Here is a 19,377-nt window from a genome sequence, read left to right on the forward strand (position 1 = left end):
CATCGCTTTCGCGAGCAGGCTCGCTCCCACAAGGATATTGCTGTTGCTTAAAAGCAATCGCCGGGCACGCGGACATAGCCTTCCATGAGCACCCGCGCACTGCGACTCATGATGGCTTTCTTCACCACCCATTCGCCATTCTCCAGCGTCGCCTCGGCGCCCACGCGCAACGTCCCGGACGGATGTCCAAAGCGCACGGCATTGCGCTCGACGCCGCCGGCAGCAAGATTGACCAACGTGCCGGAAATCGCCGCCGCCGTGCCGATCGCCACCGCTGCCGTGCCCATCATCGCGTGGTGCAGCTTGCCCATCGACAACGCGCGCACCAGCAGGTCCACATCACCAGCAGCGATCGCTTTACCACTCGACGCTACGTAATCCGCAGGCTTGGCGACGAACGCAACTTTCGGCGTGTGTTGCCGCTTGGCGGCTTCTTCCAGATTGGCGATCAGCCCCATCCGCAACGCACCGTAGGCACGAATGGTCTCGAACATCAGCAGCGCTTTTGGATCGCCGTTGATCGCGCCCTGGAGTTCGGTGCCGGTGTAGCCAATGTCTTCGGCGTTGACGAATATCGTCGGGATCCCGGCGTTGATCATGGTCGCCTTGAACGTGCCGACACCCGGGACCTCAAGCTCATCGACCAGATTGCCGGTGGGGAACATCGAGCCACCGCCGCCCTCTTCTTCCGCCGCCGGATCCATGAATTCAACCTGCACTTCGGCCGCCGGAAAGGTCACGCCGTCGAGTTCGAAATCACCGGTTTCCTGCACTTCGCCGTTGGTGATCGGGACGTGGGCAATGATGGTCTTGCCGATGTTGGCCTGCCACACACGCACCACCGCCACGCCGTTGTGCGGAATGCGGCTGGCGTCGACCAGACCGTTGCTGATGGCGAACGAACCGACCGCCGCGGAGAGGTTGCCGCAGTTGCCGCTCCAGTCGACGAACGGCTTGTCGATCGACACTTGGCCGAACAGGTAATCGACGTCGTGATCGGCGCGGGTGCTTTTCGACAGGATCACGGTTTTGCTGGTGCTCGACGTCGCGCCGCCCATGCCGTCGATCTGCTTGTCGTACGGGTCGGGACTGCCGATCACTCGCAGCAACAAAGCGTCGCGCGCCGGGCCTGGAACCTGCGCTGCTTCGGGCAGATCCTTGAGGCTGAAGAACACGCCTTTGCTGGTGCCGCCGCGCATGTAGGTGGCAGCGATTCTGATTTGTGGTGCGTGTGCCATGGTGCTCCTTACCGAAGGCATGGGACTTGAAATCCCATGCCCACACGTTGATTTAAACGGCGACCGCCGAGCCTTCGAGGAAGTCCTGCGCGAAGCGCTGCAACACGCCGCCGGCCTCGTAGATCGACACTTCTTCAGCGGTATCGAGACGGCAGGTCACCGGCACTTCAACGCGCTCGCCATTCTTGCGATTGATCACCAGCGTCAGATCCGCACGCGGTTTGCGTTCGCCGATCACGTCGTAGGTTTCGCTGCCGTCGATGGCCAGGGTGTGGCGGTTGGTGCCGGGTTTGAATTCCAGCGGCAACACGCCCATGCCCACCAGGTTGGTGCGGTGAATGCGCTCGAAACCTTCAGCGGCAATCGCCTCGACGCCGGCCAGGCGCACGCCTTTCGCCGCCCAGTCGCGGGACGAACCCTGGCCGTAGTCAGCGCCAGCGATGATGATCAGCGGCTGCTTGCGCTGCATGTAGCTTTCGATGGCTTCCCACATGCGCATGACCTGGCCTTCCGGCTCGACACGCGCCAGCGAACCCTGCTTGACCTTGCCGTTTTCCACGACCATTTCGTTGAACAGCTTCGGATTGGCGAACGTCGCGCGCTGTGCGGTCAGGTGGTCGCCACGGTGGGTGGCGTAGGAGTTGAAGTCCTCTTCCGGCAGGCCCATTTTCGCCAGGTATTCGCCGGCGGCGCTGTCGAGCATGATCGCGTTCGATGGCGACAGGTGATCAGTGGTGATGTTGTCCGGCAGCACCGCCAGCGGGCGCATGCCCTTCAACGGACGGGCGCCGGCCAGTGCGCCTTCCCAGTACGGCGGACGGCGAATGTAGGTGCTCATTTCGCGCCAGTCGTACAACGGCGCGACTTTCGGCCCGGTGTCTTCATGCACGGCGAACATCGGAATGTAGACCTGACGGAACTGCTCGGGCTTGACCGACGACTTCACCACCGCATCGATTTCTTCGTCGCTCGGCCAGATGTCCTTGAGGCGGATTTCCCGGCCATCGACCACGCCCAGCACATCCTTCTCGATATCGAAACGGATGGTCCCGGCGATCGCGTAGGCAACCACCAGCGGCGGCGAAGCAAGGAATGCCTGTTTGGCGTACGGGTGAATGCGGCCGTCGAAGTTGCGGTTGCCGGAAAGCACTGCGGTTGCGTACAGATCGCGGTCGATGATCTCTTGCTGGATCAGCGGATCGAGGGCGCCGGACATGCCGTTGCAAGTGGTGCAGGCAAATGCCACAACGCCGAAACCGAGCTGTTCCAGCTCAGTGGTCAGCCCCGCTTCATCGAGGTACAGCGCCACGGTTTTCGAACCGGGCGCCAGCGAGGATTTGACCCACGGCTTGCGGGTCAGGCCGAGCTTGTTGGCATTGCGCGCCAACAGGCCGGCGGCGATGACGTTGCGTGGGTTGCTGGTGTTGGTGCAGCTGGTGATGGCGGCGATGATCACGGCGCCGTCGGGCATTTGCCCCGGCACGTCATCCCACTGGCCGGAGATGCCTTTGGCCGCCAGATCCGATACCGCGACGCGGGCGTGCGGGTTGCTCGGGCCGGCCATGTTGCGCACCACCGAGGACAGATCAAAAGTCAGGCCGCGCTCGTATTGCGCGCCTTTCAGGCTGTCAGCCCAGAGGCCGGTCAACTTGGCGTATTGCTCGACCAGTTGCACTTGCTGGTCTTCACGACCGGTCAGTTTCAGGTAATCGATGGTCTGCTGGTCGATGTAGAACATCGCCGCCGTGGCGCCGTATTCCGGGGCCATGTTGGAGATGGTCGCGCGGTCGCCGAGGGTCAGCGCTGCTGCACCTTCACCGAAGAACTCCAGCCAGGCACCAACGACTTTCTGTTTGCGCAGGTATTCGGTCAGGGCCAGGACCATGTCGGTGGCGGTGATGCCCGGTTGCAACTTGCCGGTCAGTTCGACGCCAACGCTTTCCGGCAGGCGCATCCACGACGCGCGACCGAGCATCACGCTCTCGGCTTCGAGGCCGCCGACGCCGATGGCAATCACACCCAGCGCATCGACGTGCGGCGTGTGGCTGTCGGTGCCGACGCAAGTGTCGGGGAACGCCACGCCTTCGCGCACCTGAATCACCGGGGACATTTTCTCCAGGTTGATCTGGTGCATGATGCCGTTGCCCGGCGGGATCACATCGACGTTCTTGAAGGCCTTTTTGGTCCAGTTGATGAAGTGGAAACGGTCTTCGTTGCGGCGATCTTCGATGGCGCGGTTCTTCTCGAAGGCCTGGGCATCGAAACCGCCCGCCTCGACGGCCAGCGAGTGGTCGACGATCAATTGCGTCGGCACCACCGGGTTGACCTGCGCCGGGTCACCACCCTGCAAAGCGATGGCGTCACGCAGACCGGCGAGGTCGACCAGCGCGGTCTGGCCGAGGATGTCATGGCAGACCACCCGCGCCGGGAACCACGGAAAATCGAGGTCGCGCTTGCGTTCGATCAGTTGCTTGAGCGAATCGGTAAGCGTGGCCGGGTCGCAGCGACGCACGAGGTTTTCCGCCAGCACGCGGGAGGTGTACGGCAGGGTGTCGTAGCTGCCGGGTGCAATCGCCTCGACCGCCGCGCGGGTGTCGAAGTAATCCAGCGGCGTGCCGGGCAGGTTCTTGCGGAATTCTGTGTTCATCGGGTCAGGACTCGGGTCACGGTGGTTGCAAAGGGTGGGCCAGAAACCTGAGTTACACACCGTCCACTATGGGAGCGAGCCTGCTCGCGAAAGCGGTATATCAGTCGACATCAATGTTGAATGTCAGTCCGTCTTCGCGAGCAGGCTCGCTCCCACAGGGTCTAGCGGTGTTCTCTGGTTCCGGGTCAGCCCACCATTTCAGCGACGTTCGATTGGCACGAACTTGCGCTGTTCGACGCCGGTGTACTCGGCGCTTGGGCGGATGATGCGGTTGTTGGCGCGTTGTTCGAACACGTGCGCGGCCCAGCCGGTCAGGCGCGAGCAGACGAAGATCGGCGTGAACAGCTTGGTCGGGATGCCCATGAAGTGGTAAGCCGAGGCGTGATAGAAGTCGGCATTCGGGAACAGTTTCTTCTGCTCCCACATGGTCTTGTCGATGGCCTCGGAAACCGGGAACAGCACCTTGTCGCCGACCTCGTCCGCGAGTTTTTTCGCCCAGCCCTTGATCACCTCGTTGCGCGGGTCGCTGTCCTTATAGATCGCGTGGCCGAAGCCCATGATTTTGTCCTTGCGCTCGAGCATGCCGAGGGTGCCTTTGATCGCCTCTTCCGGCGACGAGAAGCGCTCGATCATTTCCATCGCCGCTTCGTTGGCGCCGCCGTGCAATGGACCGCGCAGCGAACCGATTGCCGCTGTTACGCAGGAATACAGATCGGAAAGGGTCGAGGCGCAAACCCGTGCGGTGAAGGTCGAGGCATTGAATTCGTGCTCGGCGTAGAGGATCAGCGACACGTTCATGACTTTGACGTGCAGTTCGCTCGGTTTCTTGCCGTGCAGCAAATGCAGGAAGTGGCCGCCAATGGTCGGCTCGTCGCTGACGCAGTCGATGCGCTTGCCGTCGTGGCTGAAGCGATACCAGTAGCACATGATCGCCGGGAAAGCGGCGAGCAGGCGGTCGGTCTTGTCGCGCTGTTCGGCGAAGTCCTTCTCCGGTTCGATGTTGCCGAGGAATGAGCAACCGGTACGCATGACGTCCATCGGATGCGCGTCAGCCGGAATGCGCTCAAGCACTTCCTTGAGCGCCTGCGGCAGGTCGCGCAGCTTGCTAAGTTTGCTTTGATAGTCGGCCAGTTGCGCTTTGGTCGGCAGTTCGCCGTACAGCAGCAGATACGCGACTTCTTCAAATTGCGCGTCGGCGGCCAGTTCACGCACGTCGTAGCCGCGATAGGTCAGCCCGGCTCCGGCCTGGCCCACGGTGGACAGTGCGGTTTGCCCGGCTACCTGGCCACGGAGCCCGGCGCCACTGAGTACTTTTGCTTCGGCCATTGTGTTCTCCAATCTTCTTGAATTTGTATGGGGAAAACTTGTGGGAGCGAGCCTGCTCGCGAAAGCGCTGGATCAGTCGACATCAATGTTGGATGTCAGTCCGTCTTCGCGAGCAGGCTCGCTCCCACAGGGTTTTGTTCAGCCTTTCTTCTGTGCAAACAACGCATCGAGCTTCTGCTCGAACGTGTGGTAATCGATACGATCGTAGAGCTCCATGCGAGTCTGCATGGTGTCGATTACATTCTGTTGCGTGCCATCGCGGCGGATCGCCGTGTAGACATTTTCCGCCGCCTTGTTCATCGCGCGGAATGCCGACAGCGGATACAGCACCAGAGAAACGTCGGCGCCGGCCAGTTGTTCGGTGGTGTACAGCGGCGTTGCGCCGAACTCGGTGATGTTGGCCAGGATCGGCGCTTTCACGCGGTTGGCGAACAGCTTGTACATGTCCAGCTCGGTAATCGCCTCAGGGAAAATCATGTCAGCGCCGGCCTCGATGCACGCCGCCGCACGATCGAGTGCCGACTCCAGACCTTCCACCGCCAGTGCGTCGGTACGCGCCATGATCACGAAGCTGTCATCGGTACGGGCATCGACGGCGGCTTTGATGCGATCGACCATTTCCTGCTGGCTGACGATTTCTTTATTGGGGCGATGGCCGCAGCGCTTGGCGCCAACCTGGTCCTCGATGTGAATCGCCGCCGCGCCGAACTTGATCATCGACTTGACCGTACGCGCGACGTTGAACGCCGACGAGCCGAAACCGGTGTCGACATCCACCAGCAGCGGCAGGTCGCAGACATCGGTGATGCGGCGCACGTCGGTGAGCACGTCGTCCAGCCCGGTGATGCCCAGGTCCGGCACGCCCAGAGAACCTGCGGCTACACCGCCACCGGACAGGTAGATCGCCTTGAAACCGGCGCGTTTGGCCAGCAGCGCGTGGTTGGCGTTGATCGCGCCGACCACTTGCAAAGGATGCTCGCTGGCGACCGCATCGCGGAAGCGCTGGCCCGGCGTGTTCAGGTTGGAAGTCATGCATCACCTCGTTCAGTGGCTGTCTTGTTGTGGGCGCCGTCCTCGTAGTGACGGGCGATGTTGCGTTTCGAGGCGCCGATGTGGCGGCGCATCAACAATTCCGCGAGTTCGCCGTCACGGTCGGCGATGGCATCGAGAATGCGGTGGTGTTCGGCGAAGGCCTGGTGCGGGCGATTCGGCGTGGTGGAAAACTGGATGCGGTACATGCGCACCAATTGATACAGCTCGCCGCAGAGCATCTGCGTCAGCGTGCGATTGCCGCTGCCCTGGATGATCCGGTAATGAAAGTCGAAATCGCCTTCCTGCTGGTAATAACCGACGCCGGCCTGAAACGCCGCATCGCGCTCGTGGGTTTCCAGGACCCGGCGCAGTTCGTCGATTTCCTCGACACTCATGCGCTCGGCGGCGAGGCGGCAGGCCATGCCTTCGAGGGATTCACGGATTTCGTAGAGTTCGATCAATTCGGCATGGCTGAGCGAGACCACCCGCGCACCGACGTGCGGCACGCGCACCAGCAGGCGCTGGCCTTCCAGACGATGGATCGCCTCACGCAGCGGACCTCGGCTGATGCCATAGGTGCGCGCCAGCTCCGGCTCGGAGATCTTGCTGCCCGGGGCGATTTCGCCTTTGACGATTGCGGCCTGGATACGCCGGAAGACGTTTTCCGACAGCGTCTCGGAATCGTCGCCACTGATGACCGGGGGATCGAGTTGATCCAGCATGATTGTCGACACCTTTAAATCCAATGCGGCAAAAACTAGCCAATCTGGCCAGATGAGTCAAAGGATAAATAGGTATTGTCGACAATCGTCTAATAACCGCTGCCAATCGTTCATCTATTACTGTGGGAGCGAGCCTGCTCGCGAAGGCGGCAGGTCAGTCGGCTTCTGCATCGAATGACACAGCGCATTCGCGAGCAGGCTCGCTCCCACAAGGGTGGCACCCCTTGCAGGTTTTGGGTCGGCGCAAGCGCTGGCGCCATAAAACCACCGTGCTAGAATGCCGCCCGCATTTGCGGGTCTTTAGTACGGCTTGCCATAAAAAGCTGCCAGGCACACGCGGGGGCTTGCGCACGGTTGCGCGGGCACCTGAACCGATAACGGAACGCTGCGCACCAGGATTTATGAGACTCAAGCCTTTCCCCACCTTTTTTGCTCTGTTTTGCCTGCCCGGCCTCGCCGCCGCGGGGGAAAAAACCGTGTATGGCCTCAACGAATACGCTTCGCTTGACGGCATCAATCTCGAAGTCGCGGCCAAACTCGACACCGGGGCGAAAACCGCCTCGCTGAGCGCCCGCGACATCAAACGCTTCAAACGCAACGGTGAGTCCTGGGTACGTTTCTACCTGGCCATCGACACCGCGCATTCACACCCCATCGAACGGCCGCTGGCGCGAGTCAGCAAGATCAAGCGCCGCGCCGGCGACTACGATCCGGAAGAAGGCAAGCAGTACACCGCCCGTCCGGTGATCGAGCTGGATATCTGCATGGGTTCGGCATTGCGCAGCATCGAAGTGAACCTCACCGACCGAAGTGCGTTCCAATACCCGCTTTTGATCGGCTCCGAGGCGCTGAAACGCTTCGACGCGCTGGTCGACCCCAGTCTTAAATACGCTGCCGGCAAACCTGCCTGCACCATCGCCGCTCATACCGCCGAGTAATTTCCATGCGTTCTCTAACCTTCCACCTGAAAATCCTGATCGCCGTGCTGGTGCTGCTGGGCGTTTCGGTTACGGCCTATCAGATTTTCGTGCTCGGCATCCCGGTGACCGAAGACGCCACCGACGACCTGTGGAACATCGACGCCAAGGTCGAGTTCGTCGCCAGCACCAAGGATCCGGTAAAGATCCAGATGTTCGTGCCGCCGTTGAGCCGCGATTACGTCAGTCTCAACGAAAGCTTCATCTCCAATAACTACGGCGTCGCGGTGAACCGCATCGACGGCAACCGCAAGGTGACCTGGTCGGCCCGTCGCGCCAAGGGCAACCAGACGCTGTATTACCGTCTGGTGCTGACCAAGCGCTACACCGCGGAAAAATCCAAGGTCAAAGGCCCGACCTTCCGTGACAGCATGGTCATCGAAGGCCCGGAAAAGATCGCCGCCGAAGCCCTGCTCGCGCCGATCCGCCAACATTCGGCCGACGTCGAAACCTTTATTGGCGAGGCGATCAAGCGCGTCAACAACGTGAATGACGACAACGTCAAATTGCTGCTGGCCGGCGATCCGTCGACTTCGCACAAAGCCAAGATCGTCGAACTGCTGCTGTCGATTGCCCACGTTCCGGTAGAAAAAGTCCACACCATCCGCCTCGTCGCCGATCAGCCTCAGACTCCCGAACTGTGGCTGCGCAGCTTCAACGGCAACGACTGGCTGTACTTCAACCCGGAAACCGGTGAGCAAGGCCTGCCGACCGATCGCCTGCTGTGGTGGACCGGTGACGAAAACCTGATCACCGTCGACGGCGGCAAGAAAGCCAACGTGACCTTCAGCCTGAACAACAGCGAGATGAACGCGATTCGTCTGGCCAAGCTGACCGACGAAAACACTGACGCCAACTTCCTCGATTATTCGCTGTACGGCTTGCCGCTGCAGACCCAGCAGACCTTCATGATCATGGTGATGATCCCGATCGGCGTGCTGGTGATCCTGATCCTGCGCAACCTGGTCGGCCTGCAGACCCTCGGCACATTCACCCCGGTGCTGATCGCCCTGGCCTTCCGCGAAACGCAGCTGGGCTTCGGCATCCTGCTGTTCACAGTGATCACCGCGCTGGGCCTGTCATTGCGCTCGTATCTCGAACATCTGAAGCTGCAAATGCTGCCGCGCCTGTCGGTGGTGCTGACGTTCGTGGTGGTGTTGATTGCGGCGATCAGTCTGTTCAGCCACAAGCTGGGGCTTGAGCGTGGCTTGTCGGTGGCGCTGTTCCCGATGGTGATTCTGACCATGACCATCGAACGTCTGTCGATCACCTGGGAAGAACGCGGCGCCAACCATGCGCTGAAAGTCGCCATCGGCACGCTGTTCGCCGCCTCTCTCGCACACCTGATCATGACCGTGCCGGAGCTGGTGTACTTCGTGTTTACCTTCCCGGCGATCCTGCTGATTCTGGTCGGTTTCATGCTGGCGATGGGTCGCTATCGCGGCTACCGCCTGACCGAACTGGTACGTTTCAAGGCCTTCCTGAAGAAGGCTGACGCCTGATGTTCGGTTTCTGGAAGACCTGGAAGGCCCTCGAGGCGCGCGGCATCATGGGCATCAACCGCCGAAACGCGGACTACGTGCTCAAGTACAACAAGCGCAGCCTGTACCCGATCGTCGATGACAAGATCCTGACCAAGGAACGCGCCATCGCCGCCGGCATTCATGTGCCGGAGCTGTACGGGGTGATCTCCACCGAGAAGGAAATCGACAAGCTCGACGAGATCATCGGCGGGCGCAGCGACTTCGTGATCAAACCGGCGCAGGGCGCGGGTGGCGACGGCATCATCGTCATCGCCGACCGCTTCGAAGGCCGTTATCGCACGGTGTCGGGCAAGATCCTCGCCCACGAGGAGCTGGAACATCACATCTCCAGCATCCTCACCGGCCTGTACTCGCTGGGCGGCCACCGCGACCGCGCGCTGATCGAATACCGTGTGACCCCGGATCAGATCTTCAAAAGCATCAGCTACGAAGGCGTGCCGGACATCCGCATCATCGTGCTGATGGGTTACCCGGTGATGGCGATGTTGCGTCTGCCGACCCGCCAGTCCGGCGGCAAGGCCAACCTGCACCAGGGCGCCATTGGCGTCGGCGTCGATCTGGCCACCGGCCTTACGCTGCGCGGCACCTGGCTGAACAACATCATCACCAAACACCCCGACACCACCAACGCGGTGGATGGCGTGCAACTGCCCTACTGGGACGGTTTCATGAAACTCGCCGCCGGCTGCTATGAGTTGTGTGGGCTGGGTTATATCGGCGTGGACATGGTGCTCGATCAGGAAAAAGGCCCGCTGATCCTCGAGCTGAATGCGCGGCCGGGGCTGAACATTCAGATCGCCAACGATTGCGGCCTGACCTTGCGTACCCACGCGGTTGAAGCGCGGCTGGAAGAGCTGAAGGCGCGGGGCGTGACGGAGTCGGTTGAAGAGCGGGTGGCGTTTACCCAGGAGATGTTTGGGCATATTCCAGCTGTCGAAGGCTAAAAGCTCAAGAGCCCCTCACCCTAACCCTCTCCCAAAGGGAGAGGGGACTGACCGAGGTGGATGTTGGAGGTACGCCGACCTGAACGTCTTGAGTCGAACTCAAGCTTTGAAAAGCATGAAGATCGGCTCCCTCCCCCAAGATATCGAGCCGAACCCAAGTTTTGAAAAGCCCCCGATCTGCTCCCTTTCCCCCTCGCCCCCTTGGGGGAGAGGGTTGGGGTGAGGGGGAGGCTTTTGACTTTGATCTGGCAGCGCAGAGGACTACAATCCCCACCCCGCCTCAACGGCCGATCTGCCCCGCCCATGCTGACCTGCTCCGTACACCCACTGCCCTACCGCGCCAATCCGGCCGACTATTTCGCGGCCATTCGCAACGCACCCGGCGCCGTGCTGCTCGACAGCGGCCGGCCGAGCGCTGAACGCGGCCGTTATGACTTGCTCAGCGCTTGGCCGCTGGAACAACTGGCGGTGTTGCCGGACGAGAGCGGCGCGCATTTCCTCCAGCGCCTGCGTGACAATCTCAGCCGCTTGGGCGAAGCACAATTGCCTGCCGGGTACCAATTGCCGTTCGCCGGCGGACTGATCGGTTATTTGAGCTACGACTTCGGCCGGCATCTGGAAAACCTGCCGAGTCAGGCACTGGATGACCTGCAACTGCCCGATGCGCGTTTTGGCCTGTACGACTGGGCGCTGATCAGCGATCACCACGGGCAAACCAGCCAACTGGTCTTTCATCCTTCGCTTGTCGACAGTGAACGGCAGCGATTGGTCGCGCTGTTCACTCAGCCGCAAGTTGACGCGATGGCTCCCTTCAAACTGAGCGCCCCGATGGCCGCTGATATTTCGGCCGACGATTACCGTCAGGCGTTCGAACGCATTCAGGAATACATCCAGGCCGGCGACTGCTATCAGGTCAACTTCGCGCAACGCTTCCGCGCGCAATGCCAGGGCGATCCGTGGCTGGCTTACTGCGCTTTGCGTCAGGCCTGCCCGACGCCGTTCTCCGGCTTCCAGAGCCTGCCCGACGGCGGCGCGGTGCTGAGCCTGTCACCGGAACGTTTCGTCAGAGTCAGCCAGCGCCAAGTCGAAACCCGACCGATCAAAGGCACTCGCCCACGCGGCCTGACTCCAGCCGAAGACGCTGCCAACGCCGCCGAACTGCTAGCCAGCCCCAAGGATCGCGCGGAAAACCTGATGATCGTCGACCTGCTGCGCAACGACCTCGGGCGCACCTGCCGCATCGGCTCGGTGCGGGTGCCGGAGTTGTTCAGCCTGGAGAGCTATCCGAATGTGCATCATCTGGTCAGCAGCGTGACCGGTGAATTGGCGACGGATCGTGATGCGCTGGACCTGATCGCTGGCAGCTTCCCCGGCGGCTCGATCACCGGCGCACCGAAGATACGGGCGATGCAGATCATCGACGAGCTGGAGCCAACCCGGCGCGGTTTGTATTGCGGATCGTTGCTGTACCTGGACGTGCGCGGTGAGATGGACAGCTCCATCGCTATTCGCAGTCTGTTGGTCAAGGATGGCCAGATGTGCTGCTGGGGCGGCGGCGGGATCGTCGCCGATTCGGACTGGCAGGCGGAGTATCAGGAGTCGATGACCAAAGTGCGGATCCTGCTCGATACCCTGCAAAACCTCTAAAAACTTAAAAGCTTCGCGAGCAGGCTCGCTCCCACAGGGAAATGCATTCCAAATGTGGGAGCGAGCCTGCTCGCGAAGGCATCCTTCCAGACAACTACAAACTCAACTCTCTATTAGAGGCCTTGAGAAATTCCTGCTTCAGCTCTTCAAACGTATGCACCGCCGGAAACTGCGGAAACTCGCGAATCACGTTATCCGGCGCGTGAAACAGAATCCCCGCGTCCGCCTCGCCGAGCATGGTCGTGTCGTTGTATGAATCCCCCGCCGCGATCACCCGGTAGTACAGGCTCTTGAACGCCAGCACCGACTGACGCTTGGGATCTTTCTGGCGCAGTTGATAGCTGGTCACCCGCCCGCTTTCGTCAGTGATCAAGCGATGGCAAAACAGAGTCGGGAAGCCCAGCTGGCGCATCAGTGGCTGTGAAAACTCATAAAAGGTGTCCGAGAGAATCACCACCTGAAAGCGCTCGCGCAGCCAGTTGACGAACTCCACCGCGCCGTCCAGCGGTTTGAGCGTGGCGATCACTTCCTGAATATCCGAGAGCTTGAGGCCGTGCTCGTCGAGGATGCGCAAACGCTGCTTCATCAATACGTCGTAATCGGGAATGTCCCGGGTGGTGGCCTTGAGGGCGTCGATTCCGGTTTTTTCGGCGAAGGCGATCCAGATTTCCGGTACCAGTACCCCTTCAAGATCCAGGCAAGCAATTTCCACAAGACACTCCCGTTTATAGTGATTATTTGAGTCAAGCGAGGCCGAACTCTAGCGTCTGCACCCGAGGCGCGCAACGCAGAGGACGCCCCGGCCGCGGCAGCTTTTTGTTACCATCGGCCCCCTATAGAGCGCCCGAGCGCCACTGACCTGTAGGAAGCCGACCTGATGAGCCCAACGTTCGACGTCGTGGAACTCGCCACGACCTATGCCAACAAATCCGCCCAGGACATCCTCAAGCTCGCCTTCGCCGAGTTCGGCGATGACTTGTGGATATCTTTCAGCGGCGCCGAGGACGTGGTGCTGGTGGACATGGCGTGGAAGCTGAACAAGAACGTCAAAGTCTTCAGCCTCGACACCGGCCGCCTGCATCCGGAGACTTACCGTTTCATCGAGCAGGTGCGCGAGCACTACAAGATCGATATTGAAATCGTCTCGCCGGACTACACGAAACTCGAACCGTTCGTGAAGGAAAAAGGCCTGTTCAGTTTCTACAAGGACGGCCACGGCGAATGCTGCGGTATCCGCAAGATCGAGCCGCTGCGCCGTAAGCTGTCCGACGTCAAAGCCTGGGCCACCGGCCAGCGCCGCGACCAGAGCCCGGGCACCCGCAGCGCTGTGGCGGTGCTGGAAATCGACACGGCGTTCTCGACACCGGAACGCACCCTGTACAAGTTCAACCCGTTGGCGCAGATGACCAGCGAGGAGATCTGGGGTTACATCCGCATGCTCGAACTGCCCTACAACAGCCTGCACGAACGCGGCTTCATCAGCATCGGCTGCGAACCCTGCACCCGCCCGGTGCTGCCGAACCAGCACGAGCGTGAAGGCCGCTGGTGGTGGGAAGAAGCCACGCAGAAAGAATGCGGGTTGCATGCGGGGAATATCATCAGCAAGAGCAAGGTCTGATCCCCCATTTATAGAAAGACCTGTGGGAGCGAGCCTGCTCGCGAAAGCGCAGTTCCAGTCAACGTTTCAGTTGCCTGATCCACCGCATTCGCGAGCAGGCTCGCTCCCACATTGATATGTGCCAGGCACGCAAAAGGTGTACACAAGGTTGTCACCATCGGTGCCATTTATGTGTGCACTTTCAGTTCTGACGCCCTGAAAAGTTACACTCCCCAGCAGAATCCCCATCTGCTAGCCCCTCTGCAAACTCCCTCCCCTGAAAAAAATTCCTGTCCAATCGATCAATTTATATCGCCGGTTTTTCAGCGACTTATGCTGCATCGATAACTATTCGAAATGAACGTGGCTGCCCATAGATTCATAACTGGCATAAATCTGGCTTTATCGCATACATGTTTTGTATACAAAACTGCAAAACATGCACACTTTCGATCCGCAAGCCTGAAGCGCCCTATCCCGTACAGGCTGCAGATGCCCCGTAACCAGTGATGTTTTCACCGCCGCGACGAAGATTTGTCGAGCCTGAGCGCTCATGCACAGTCATCGCGGGAGTGAACGTCAGGAGCCTGCCGGAATGCGTACAAGTCTTTCGAATAACATCGTGCTGAATCTGCCCTCCTCCACGCTTGATCAACCGTTGCCCGATGACGGACTGAGCGAGCCGCTGCAACTGAGCCCGCGTCTGCACAACAGCGATCTGGCGCCGACCAAAGCCGAAGGCCGACGTTGGGGCCGGTACAGCATCTTCGCCCTGTGGACGAATGACGTGCACAACATCGCCAACTACTCGTTCGCCATCGGCTTGTATGCACTGGGTCTGGGCGGCTGGCAGATTCTGTTGTCGCTGGGGATCGGCGCGGCGCTGGTGTATTTCTTCATGAACCTGTCCGGGTACATGGGGCAGAAAACCGGGGTGCCGTTTCCGGTGATCAGCCGGATCAGTTTTGGCATCCACGGTGCGCAAATTCCTGCATTGATCAGGGCGGTTATCGCCATCGCCTGGTTCGGTATTCAGACGTACCTCGCTTCGGTGGTATTCCGCGTCCTGCTGACCGCCGTGCATCCCGGCTTTGCCGAATACGATCACGACTCAATTCTGGGCCTGTCGAGTCTGGGCTGGGTGTGCTTTGTAGCAATCTGGCTGGTGCAACTGGCGATCCTCGCCTACGGCATGGAGATGGTGCGCCGTTACGAGGCATTTGCCGGGCCGGTGATTCTGCTGACCGTAGCCGCACTCGCCGGGTGGATGTACTTCCAGGCCAACGCGACCATTGCCTGGTCGATCCGCGAGCCGCTGACCGGGGGCGAGATGTGGCGCAACATTTTTGCTGGTGGCGCGTTGTGGCTGGCGATCTACGGCACGCTGATCCTCAATTTCTGCGACTTCGCCCGTTCTTCGCCGTGCCGCAAAACCATCAAAGTAGGAAATTTCTGGGGCTTGCCGGTGAACATTCTGGTATTCGCCGCGATTACCGTACTGCTGTGTGGCGCGCAGTTCCAGATCAACGGGCGGATCATCGAAAGCCCGACCGAGATCATCGCTTCGATCCCCAACACGTTCTTTCTGGTGCTCGGCTGCCTGGCTTTTCTGATTGTCACCGTTGCGGTGAACATCATGGCCAACTTCGTTGCCCCGGCGTTCGTCCTCAGCAACCTGGCGCCGAAGTACCTGACCTTCCGCCGCGCCGGGTTGATCAGCGCGACCATCGCCGTGCTGATCCTGCCGTGGAACCTCTACAACAGTCCGCTGGTGATCGTGTATTTCCTGTCGGGCCTCGGCGCCCTGCTCGGCCCGTTGTACGGGGTGATCATGGTCGACTACTGGCTGATCCGCAAAGGCCGGATCAACGTGCCGCAGCTCTACAGCGAAGACCCCAACGGCGCTTATTACTACAGCCGCGGCATCAATTTCCGCGCGGTGGCGGCGTTTATTCCTGCGGCGCTGATCGCCATCGTTCTGGCATTGGTGCCCGGTTTCCACAGCGTCTCGCCGTTCTCCTGGCTGATCGGTGCCGGCATCGCCGGCATGCTTTACCTGATCATCGCCAAGCGCCAGACCCATTACGCCGAAGTCAGCGGTGAATGCATCGCTGTGGATAACGTCAGCCACTGATCCCTTCGCGGCCCGGTTTTCGGGCCGCACCACTGCCCGCAATAAGGATTTTCCATGCGTATTCTCGTGGTCAACGTCAACACCACCGAATCCATCACCGACGCCATCGCCCGCTCGGCACAGGCCGTCGCTTCGCCCGGTACCGAAATCGTCGGCCTGACGCCGTACTTCGGCGCCGAATCGATTGAAGGCAATTTCGAAAGTTACCTGGCCGCCATCGCCGTGATGGATCGAGTGATGTCTTACGATCAACCCTTCGATGCGGTGATCCAGGCCGGCTACGGCGAACATGGCCGCGAAGGTTTGCAGGAACTGCTCAACGTGCCAGTGGTAGATATCACTGACGCGGCGGCCAGCACCGCGATGTTTCTCGGCCATGCCTACTCGGTGGTGACCACGCTGGATCGCACCGTGCCGCTGATCGAGGATCGGCTGAAATTGTCCGGCCTGTGGGATCGCTGTGCCTCGGTGCGCGCCAGTGGTCTGGCAGTTCTGGAGCTGGAACATGAACCGCAGCGCGCACTGGAAGCGATCGTGCAGCAGGCCGAACTGGCGGTGACCCAGGACAAGGCCGAGGTGATTTGCCTGGGCTGCGGCGGCATGGCCGGGCTGGACGAGCAGATTCGCCGGCGCACCGGCGTGCCGGTGGTGGATGGCGTGACAGCCGCCGTGATGATTGCCGAGTCGCTGGTGCGTTTGAAGTTGTCGACGTCGAAGGTTCGCACTTATGCCACGCCACGGCCGAAGAACATTGTTGGTTGGGCGCAGCGCTTTGCTCGATAAACCGAGTTATCGTTCATCGCGGGCAAGCCCGCTCCCACAGGGTTTTGTGTTGTTTGCAAGATGTGTGAACAACTCAAAACTTGTGGGAGCGGGCTTGCCCGCGATAGCCGCAACTCGGTTTGATGCCTGGCTCAGATAGCACTAAACCGCCGCCCCAGTCCCTGCTCAGCAAACTGTTCAATCACGAAATCCACAAACGCCCGGGTCTTGCCCGGCAACAATTTGTGCTCGGCGTAATAGATCGAAATGTTGCCGTCATCGACAAACCAGTCAGGCAGCACTCGCTGCAACGTCCCTGCGTGAAGATACGCGACCGCAAACGGCATGCTCACCAGCGCAATGCCCAAACCTTGCATCGCCGTTGCACAGGCAGCCTCGGAATCACTCATGGTCATCCGCGCCCGCAATGTCAGCGGACTGTGTTGCTGATCGCGGTGAGTCAGTTGCCAGGAGCGCACGCGCCCGGTCTGCGGTGAGCGAATCAGAATGCCGTCGTGTTGCCTAAGGTCATCGGGATGGCTGATCGGCGCATGTTTTTGCAGATAGTCCTCTGATGCCACCAACACCCGATGCGCCGGTGTCAGCCTGCGCGCAACCACGCCTTGTGGCAGTTCAAAGCCGCCGCCAATCGCTGCGTCGAAGCCCTGCCCGATCAGGTCGACCTGGCGGTTATCGAAATGCCAGTCCGGGTTGATCGCCGGATAGCGCCGCAAGAACTCACCGAGCAGCGGCACGATATACAGACGACCGAACACCGTGCCCATGCTGACTTTCAGCGTGCCGGCCGGTTGCCCGCCGGCACTGGCCAGATTGGCCACGGCATTCTGGATGGTGGTCAGGCTGGCGCCGACTTCATTCAAAAACAGCTGCCCCGCTTCGGTCAACGTCAGGCTGCGGGTACTACGCTGGAACAGCCGCACGCCAAGCCGCGCCTCCAGTTTCGCCACGCTCTTGCCCACCGCCGCCGGGGTCAGGCTCAAGCGTCGCGCGGCTTCGGCAAAGCTGCCGACTTCGGCGCTGCGCACAAAGCATTCGATACTGCTGAACGTTTCCATGATCGCCACTATAAACTTCTGGTTTACACAGACTATAGCAATCATGGTCTACACGGTTGTCGATGCCAGGCCGATACTCGGCACCAACACCAAGGCATTCCGCCTTGAACACTTGGAGATCGAACATGACCACTCAACACCTCAGCGGCAAAGTCGCTCTGATTCAAGGCGGTTCGCGCGGCATCGGCGCGGCCATCGTCAAACGTCTGGCCGCTGAAGGCGCCGCTGTCGCTTTCACCTACGTCAGCTCCGCCGCCAAAGCTGAAGAACTGCAGAACAGCATCACCGGCAACGGCGGTAAAGCCTTGGCGATCAAGGCAGACAGCGCCGATGCCAGCGCGATTCGCCACGCCGTCAGCGCCACCGTCGAAGCGTTTGGACGCCTGGACATTCTGGTCAACAACGCCGGCGTACTGGCCATCGCGCCGCTGGAAGACTTCAAACTCGAAGACTTCGATCAGACCCTGGCCATCAACGTGCGCAGCGTGTTCATCGCTTCGCAGGAAGCGGCGAAACACATGGGCGAAGGCTCGCGGATCATCAACATCGGCAGCACCAACGCCGACCGCATGCCCTTCGGCGGTGGCGGTGTCTACGCGATGAGCAAATCGGCACTGGTCGGCCTGACCAAAGGCCTTGCCCGCGATCTCGGCCCTCGCGGCATCACCATCAACAACGTGCAACCTGGGCCGGTCGACACCGATATGAACCCGGCCCATGGCGAATTCGCCGACAGCCTGATCCCGCTGATGGCCGTCGGTCGTTACGGCACCGCCGATGAAATCGCCAGCTTCGTCGCCTACCTGGCCGGGCCGGAAGCCGGTTACATCACCGGTGCCAGCCTGACCATCGACGGTGGTTTCGGCGCCTGACAGACCGGCAAGAAAAAACGCCGCCCTTCTTTACAAGAAGGACGGCGTTTTTGTGCGGACGGTCAAGCCAGTTCCAGCGTCGGCAAGCCAAAGGCGCTGGGCATAAATGCTTTCAGCGAGCGGATAATGCCGTCAGCGTGAGCATATTTCTCATCAGCCATCGCTGCGTCGGGGATGGCGATTGCGGTCATGCCTGCCGCTTTCGCGGCGGTGACGCCGAACGGCGAATCCTCGAACACCAGACAATCCCCGGGCGCGATGCCCAGGCGCCGGGCGGCGGTGAGGAAGATATCCGGCGCCGGTTTGGCCGCGCCGACTTCCGGATCGTCCGCCGTGACGATGAAATCGAACAGCGCAAACCACTCACGGTGCAAGGTGGTTTTCTGCCCGAACGACTGGCGCGACGAACTGGTGCCGACTGCGATCGGGATGTTGTGCGCCTTGAGGTGACGCACCAGCGCTTCGGCCCCCGGCATCGCTTGCGCCTTGGGGAAACGCTCGCGCATCAGCGGCTCGCGGATCTGCAGAAATTCTTCCGGAGTGATCGGTAACTCCAACGCCTGCACCACGTAGTTGGCCAGATCATTGGCACCGCGACCAATGATGTTCTGCTTGACGCTCCAGTCGAAGGTTTTCCCGTAGCGCCCGGCAATCAGCGAGGTGACCTCGGTGTAAATGCCCTCGGTGTCGAGCAGCAAACCGTCCATATCGAAAATCACGGCCTTGATCGGGCCGAACGTCTTCAGCGGTGCATTCATCATCGGATCCGTTAACAAAGACATCCCGGGCGACAGGCAACGTGCCGCAACGCGGATCTGATTAATGGGTTCAGCAGCATAGCGAGGCCGATGGACATTGA

At 60.6% G+C, this 19,377-nt stretch carries 16 protein-coding genes; 8 read left to right on the plus strand and 8 right to left on the minus strand.

From position 1 onward, the window contains the following. Nucleotides 1-47: 47 nt before the first annotated feature. From prpF to ACV8MC_RS24410, 5 genes are all read right to left on the minus strand, one after another. Nucleotides 48-1,238, minus strand: coding sequence for a 2-methylaconitate cis-trans isomerase PrpF (gene prpF / locus ACV8MC_RS24390; RefSeq protein WP_457263832.1), 1,191 nt, complete (start codon nt 1,236-1,238; stop codon nt 48-50). A gap of 52 nt (nt 1,239-1,290) precedes the next feature. Further along, nucleotides 1,291-3,885: a Fe/S-dependent 2-methylisocitrate dehydratase AcnD gene (gene acnD, locus ACV8MC_RS24395; protein WP_457263834.1), complete on the minus strand. Its 2,595-nt coding sequence runs from the start codon at nt 3,883-3,885 to the stop codon at nt 1,291-1,293. 198 nt (nt 3,886-4,083) lie between these two features. Further along, on the minus strand, nt 4,084-5,211 hold the full coding sequence (gene prpC, locus ACV8MC_RS24400) for a bifunctional 2-methylcitrate synthase/citrate synthase (protein WP_252869074.1): 1,128 nt from the start codon (nt 5,209-5,211) through the stop codon (nt 4,084-4,086). 138 nt (nt 5,212-5,349) lie between these two features. Next, complete coding sequence (gene prpB, locus ACV8MC_RS24405; RefSeq protein WP_024012298.1) at nt 5,350-6,243, minus strand: methylisocitrate lyase; 894 nt, start codon at nt 6,241-6,243, stop codon at nt 5,350-5,352. Beyond that, nucleotides 6,240-6,962, minus strand: coding sequence for a GntR family transcriptional regulator (locus tag ACV8MC_RS24410; RefSeq protein WP_177180867.1), 723 nt, complete (start codon nt 6,960-6,962; stop codon nt 6,240-6,242). Before ACV8MC_RS24410 ends, prpB begins: the two co-directional genes overlap by 4 nt. A gap of 404 nt (nt 6,963-7,366) precedes the next feature. Here ACV8MC_RS24410 and rloA point away from each other — a divergent pair, with 404 nt between their 5' ends. From rloA to pabB, 4 genes are all read left to right on the plus strand, one after another. Then, nucleotides 7,367-7,903: a retropepsin-like aspartic peptidase RloA gene (rloA, locus tag ACV8MC_RS24415; RefSeq protein ID WP_041479149.1), complete on the plus strand. Its 537-nt coding sequence runs from the start codon at nt 7,367-7,369 to the stop codon at nt 7,901-7,903. A gap of 5 nt (nt 7,904-7,908) precedes the next feature. Then, entirely contained in the window at nt 7,909-9,444 is a 1,536-nt protein-coding gene (gene rloB, locus ACV8MC_RS24420) for an osmotic stress tolerance membrane protein RloB (RefSeq protein WP_024012295.1), read from the plus strand. Continuing rightward, nucleotides 9,444-10,430: an alpha-L-glutamate ligase-like protein gene (locus ACV8MC_RS24425; protein WP_056784132.1), complete on the plus strand. Its 987-nt coding sequence runs from the start codon at nt 9,444-9,446 to the stop codon at nt 10,428-10,430. The genes rloB and ACV8MC_RS24425 overlap by 1 nt, the downstream gene beginning before the upstream one ends. A gap of 303 nt (nt 10,431-10,733) precedes the next feature. Further along, on the plus strand, nt 10,734-12,077 hold the full coding sequence (gene pabB, locus ACV8MC_RS24430) for an aminodeoxychorismate synthase component I (protein WP_457263837.1): 1,344 nt from the start codon (nt 10,734-10,736) through the stop codon (nt 12,075-12,077). A gap of 94 nt (nt 12,078-12,171) precedes the next feature. Here the strand turns inward: pabB and thrH are convergent, their stop codons facing one another. After that, nucleotides 12,172-12,789, minus strand: coding sequence for a bifunctional phosphoserine phosphatase/homoserine phosphotransferase ThrH (thrH, locus tag ACV8MC_RS24435; protein WP_457263839.1), 618 nt, complete (start codon nt 12,787-12,789; stop codon nt 12,172-12,174). Between the two features lie 165 nt (nt 12,790-12,954). Between thrH and ACV8MC_RS24440 the strand changes: the two genes are divergently transcribed. The 3 genes from ACV8MC_RS24440 (at nt 12,955) to ACV8MC_RS24450 (ending at nt 16,591) form a co-directional block, all read left to right on the plus strand. After that, entirely contained in the window at nt 12,955-13,695 is a 741-nt protein-coding gene (locus tag ACV8MC_RS24440) for a phosphoadenylyl-sulfate reductase (RefSeq protein ID WP_041479156.1), read from the plus strand. A 574-nt stretch (nt 13,696-14,269) separates the two neighbouring features. Continuing rightward, nucleotides 14,270-15,808 (plus strand): NCS1 family nucleobase:cation symporter-1, encoded by a 1,539-nt coding sequence (locus tag ACV8MC_RS24445; protein WP_095180832.1) that lies wholly within the window; start codon nt 14,270-14,272, stop codon nt 15,806-15,808. Nucleotides 15,809-15,862: 54 nt separating this feature from the next. Then, nucleotides 15,863-16,591: an aspartate/glutamate racemase family protein gene (locus ACV8MC_RS24450; protein WP_150741371.1), complete on the plus strand. Its 729-nt coding sequence runs from the start codon at nt 15,863-15,865 to the stop codon at nt 16,589-16,591. A gap of 131 nt (nt 16,592-16,722) precedes the next feature. Here ACV8MC_RS24450 and ACV8MC_RS24455 read toward each other — a convergent pair whose 3' ends face one another. After that, a complete protein-coding gene (locus ACV8MC_RS24455; RefSeq protein WP_457263842.1) occupies nt 16,723-17,646 on the minus strand; it encodes a LysR family transcriptional regulator in 924 nt (307 codons plus the stop codon). A 125-nt stretch (nt 17,647-17,771) separates the two neighbouring features. Between ACV8MC_RS24455 and ACV8MC_RS24460 the strand changes: the two genes are divergently transcribed. Beyond that, complete coding sequence (locus ACV8MC_RS24460) at nt 17,772-18,518, plus strand: 3-oxoacyl-ACP reductase family protein (protein ID WP_056784118.1); 747 nt, start codon at nt 17,772-17,774, stop codon at nt 18,516-18,518. 62 nt (nt 18,519-18,580) lie between these two features. On the opposite strand, the gene ACV8MC_RS24465 is transcribed toward ACV8MC_RS24460, so the two are convergent. After that, nucleotides 18,581-19,276 (minus strand): HAD-IA family hydrolase, encoded by a 696-nt coding sequence (locus ACV8MC_RS24465; RefSeq protein WP_056784114.1) that lies wholly within the window; start codon nt 19,274-19,276, stop codon nt 18,581-18,583. Nucleotides 19,277-19,377: the final 101 nt, after the last annotated feature.

The organism is Pseudomonas sp. PK-RTE-24 (assembly GCF_054052265.1).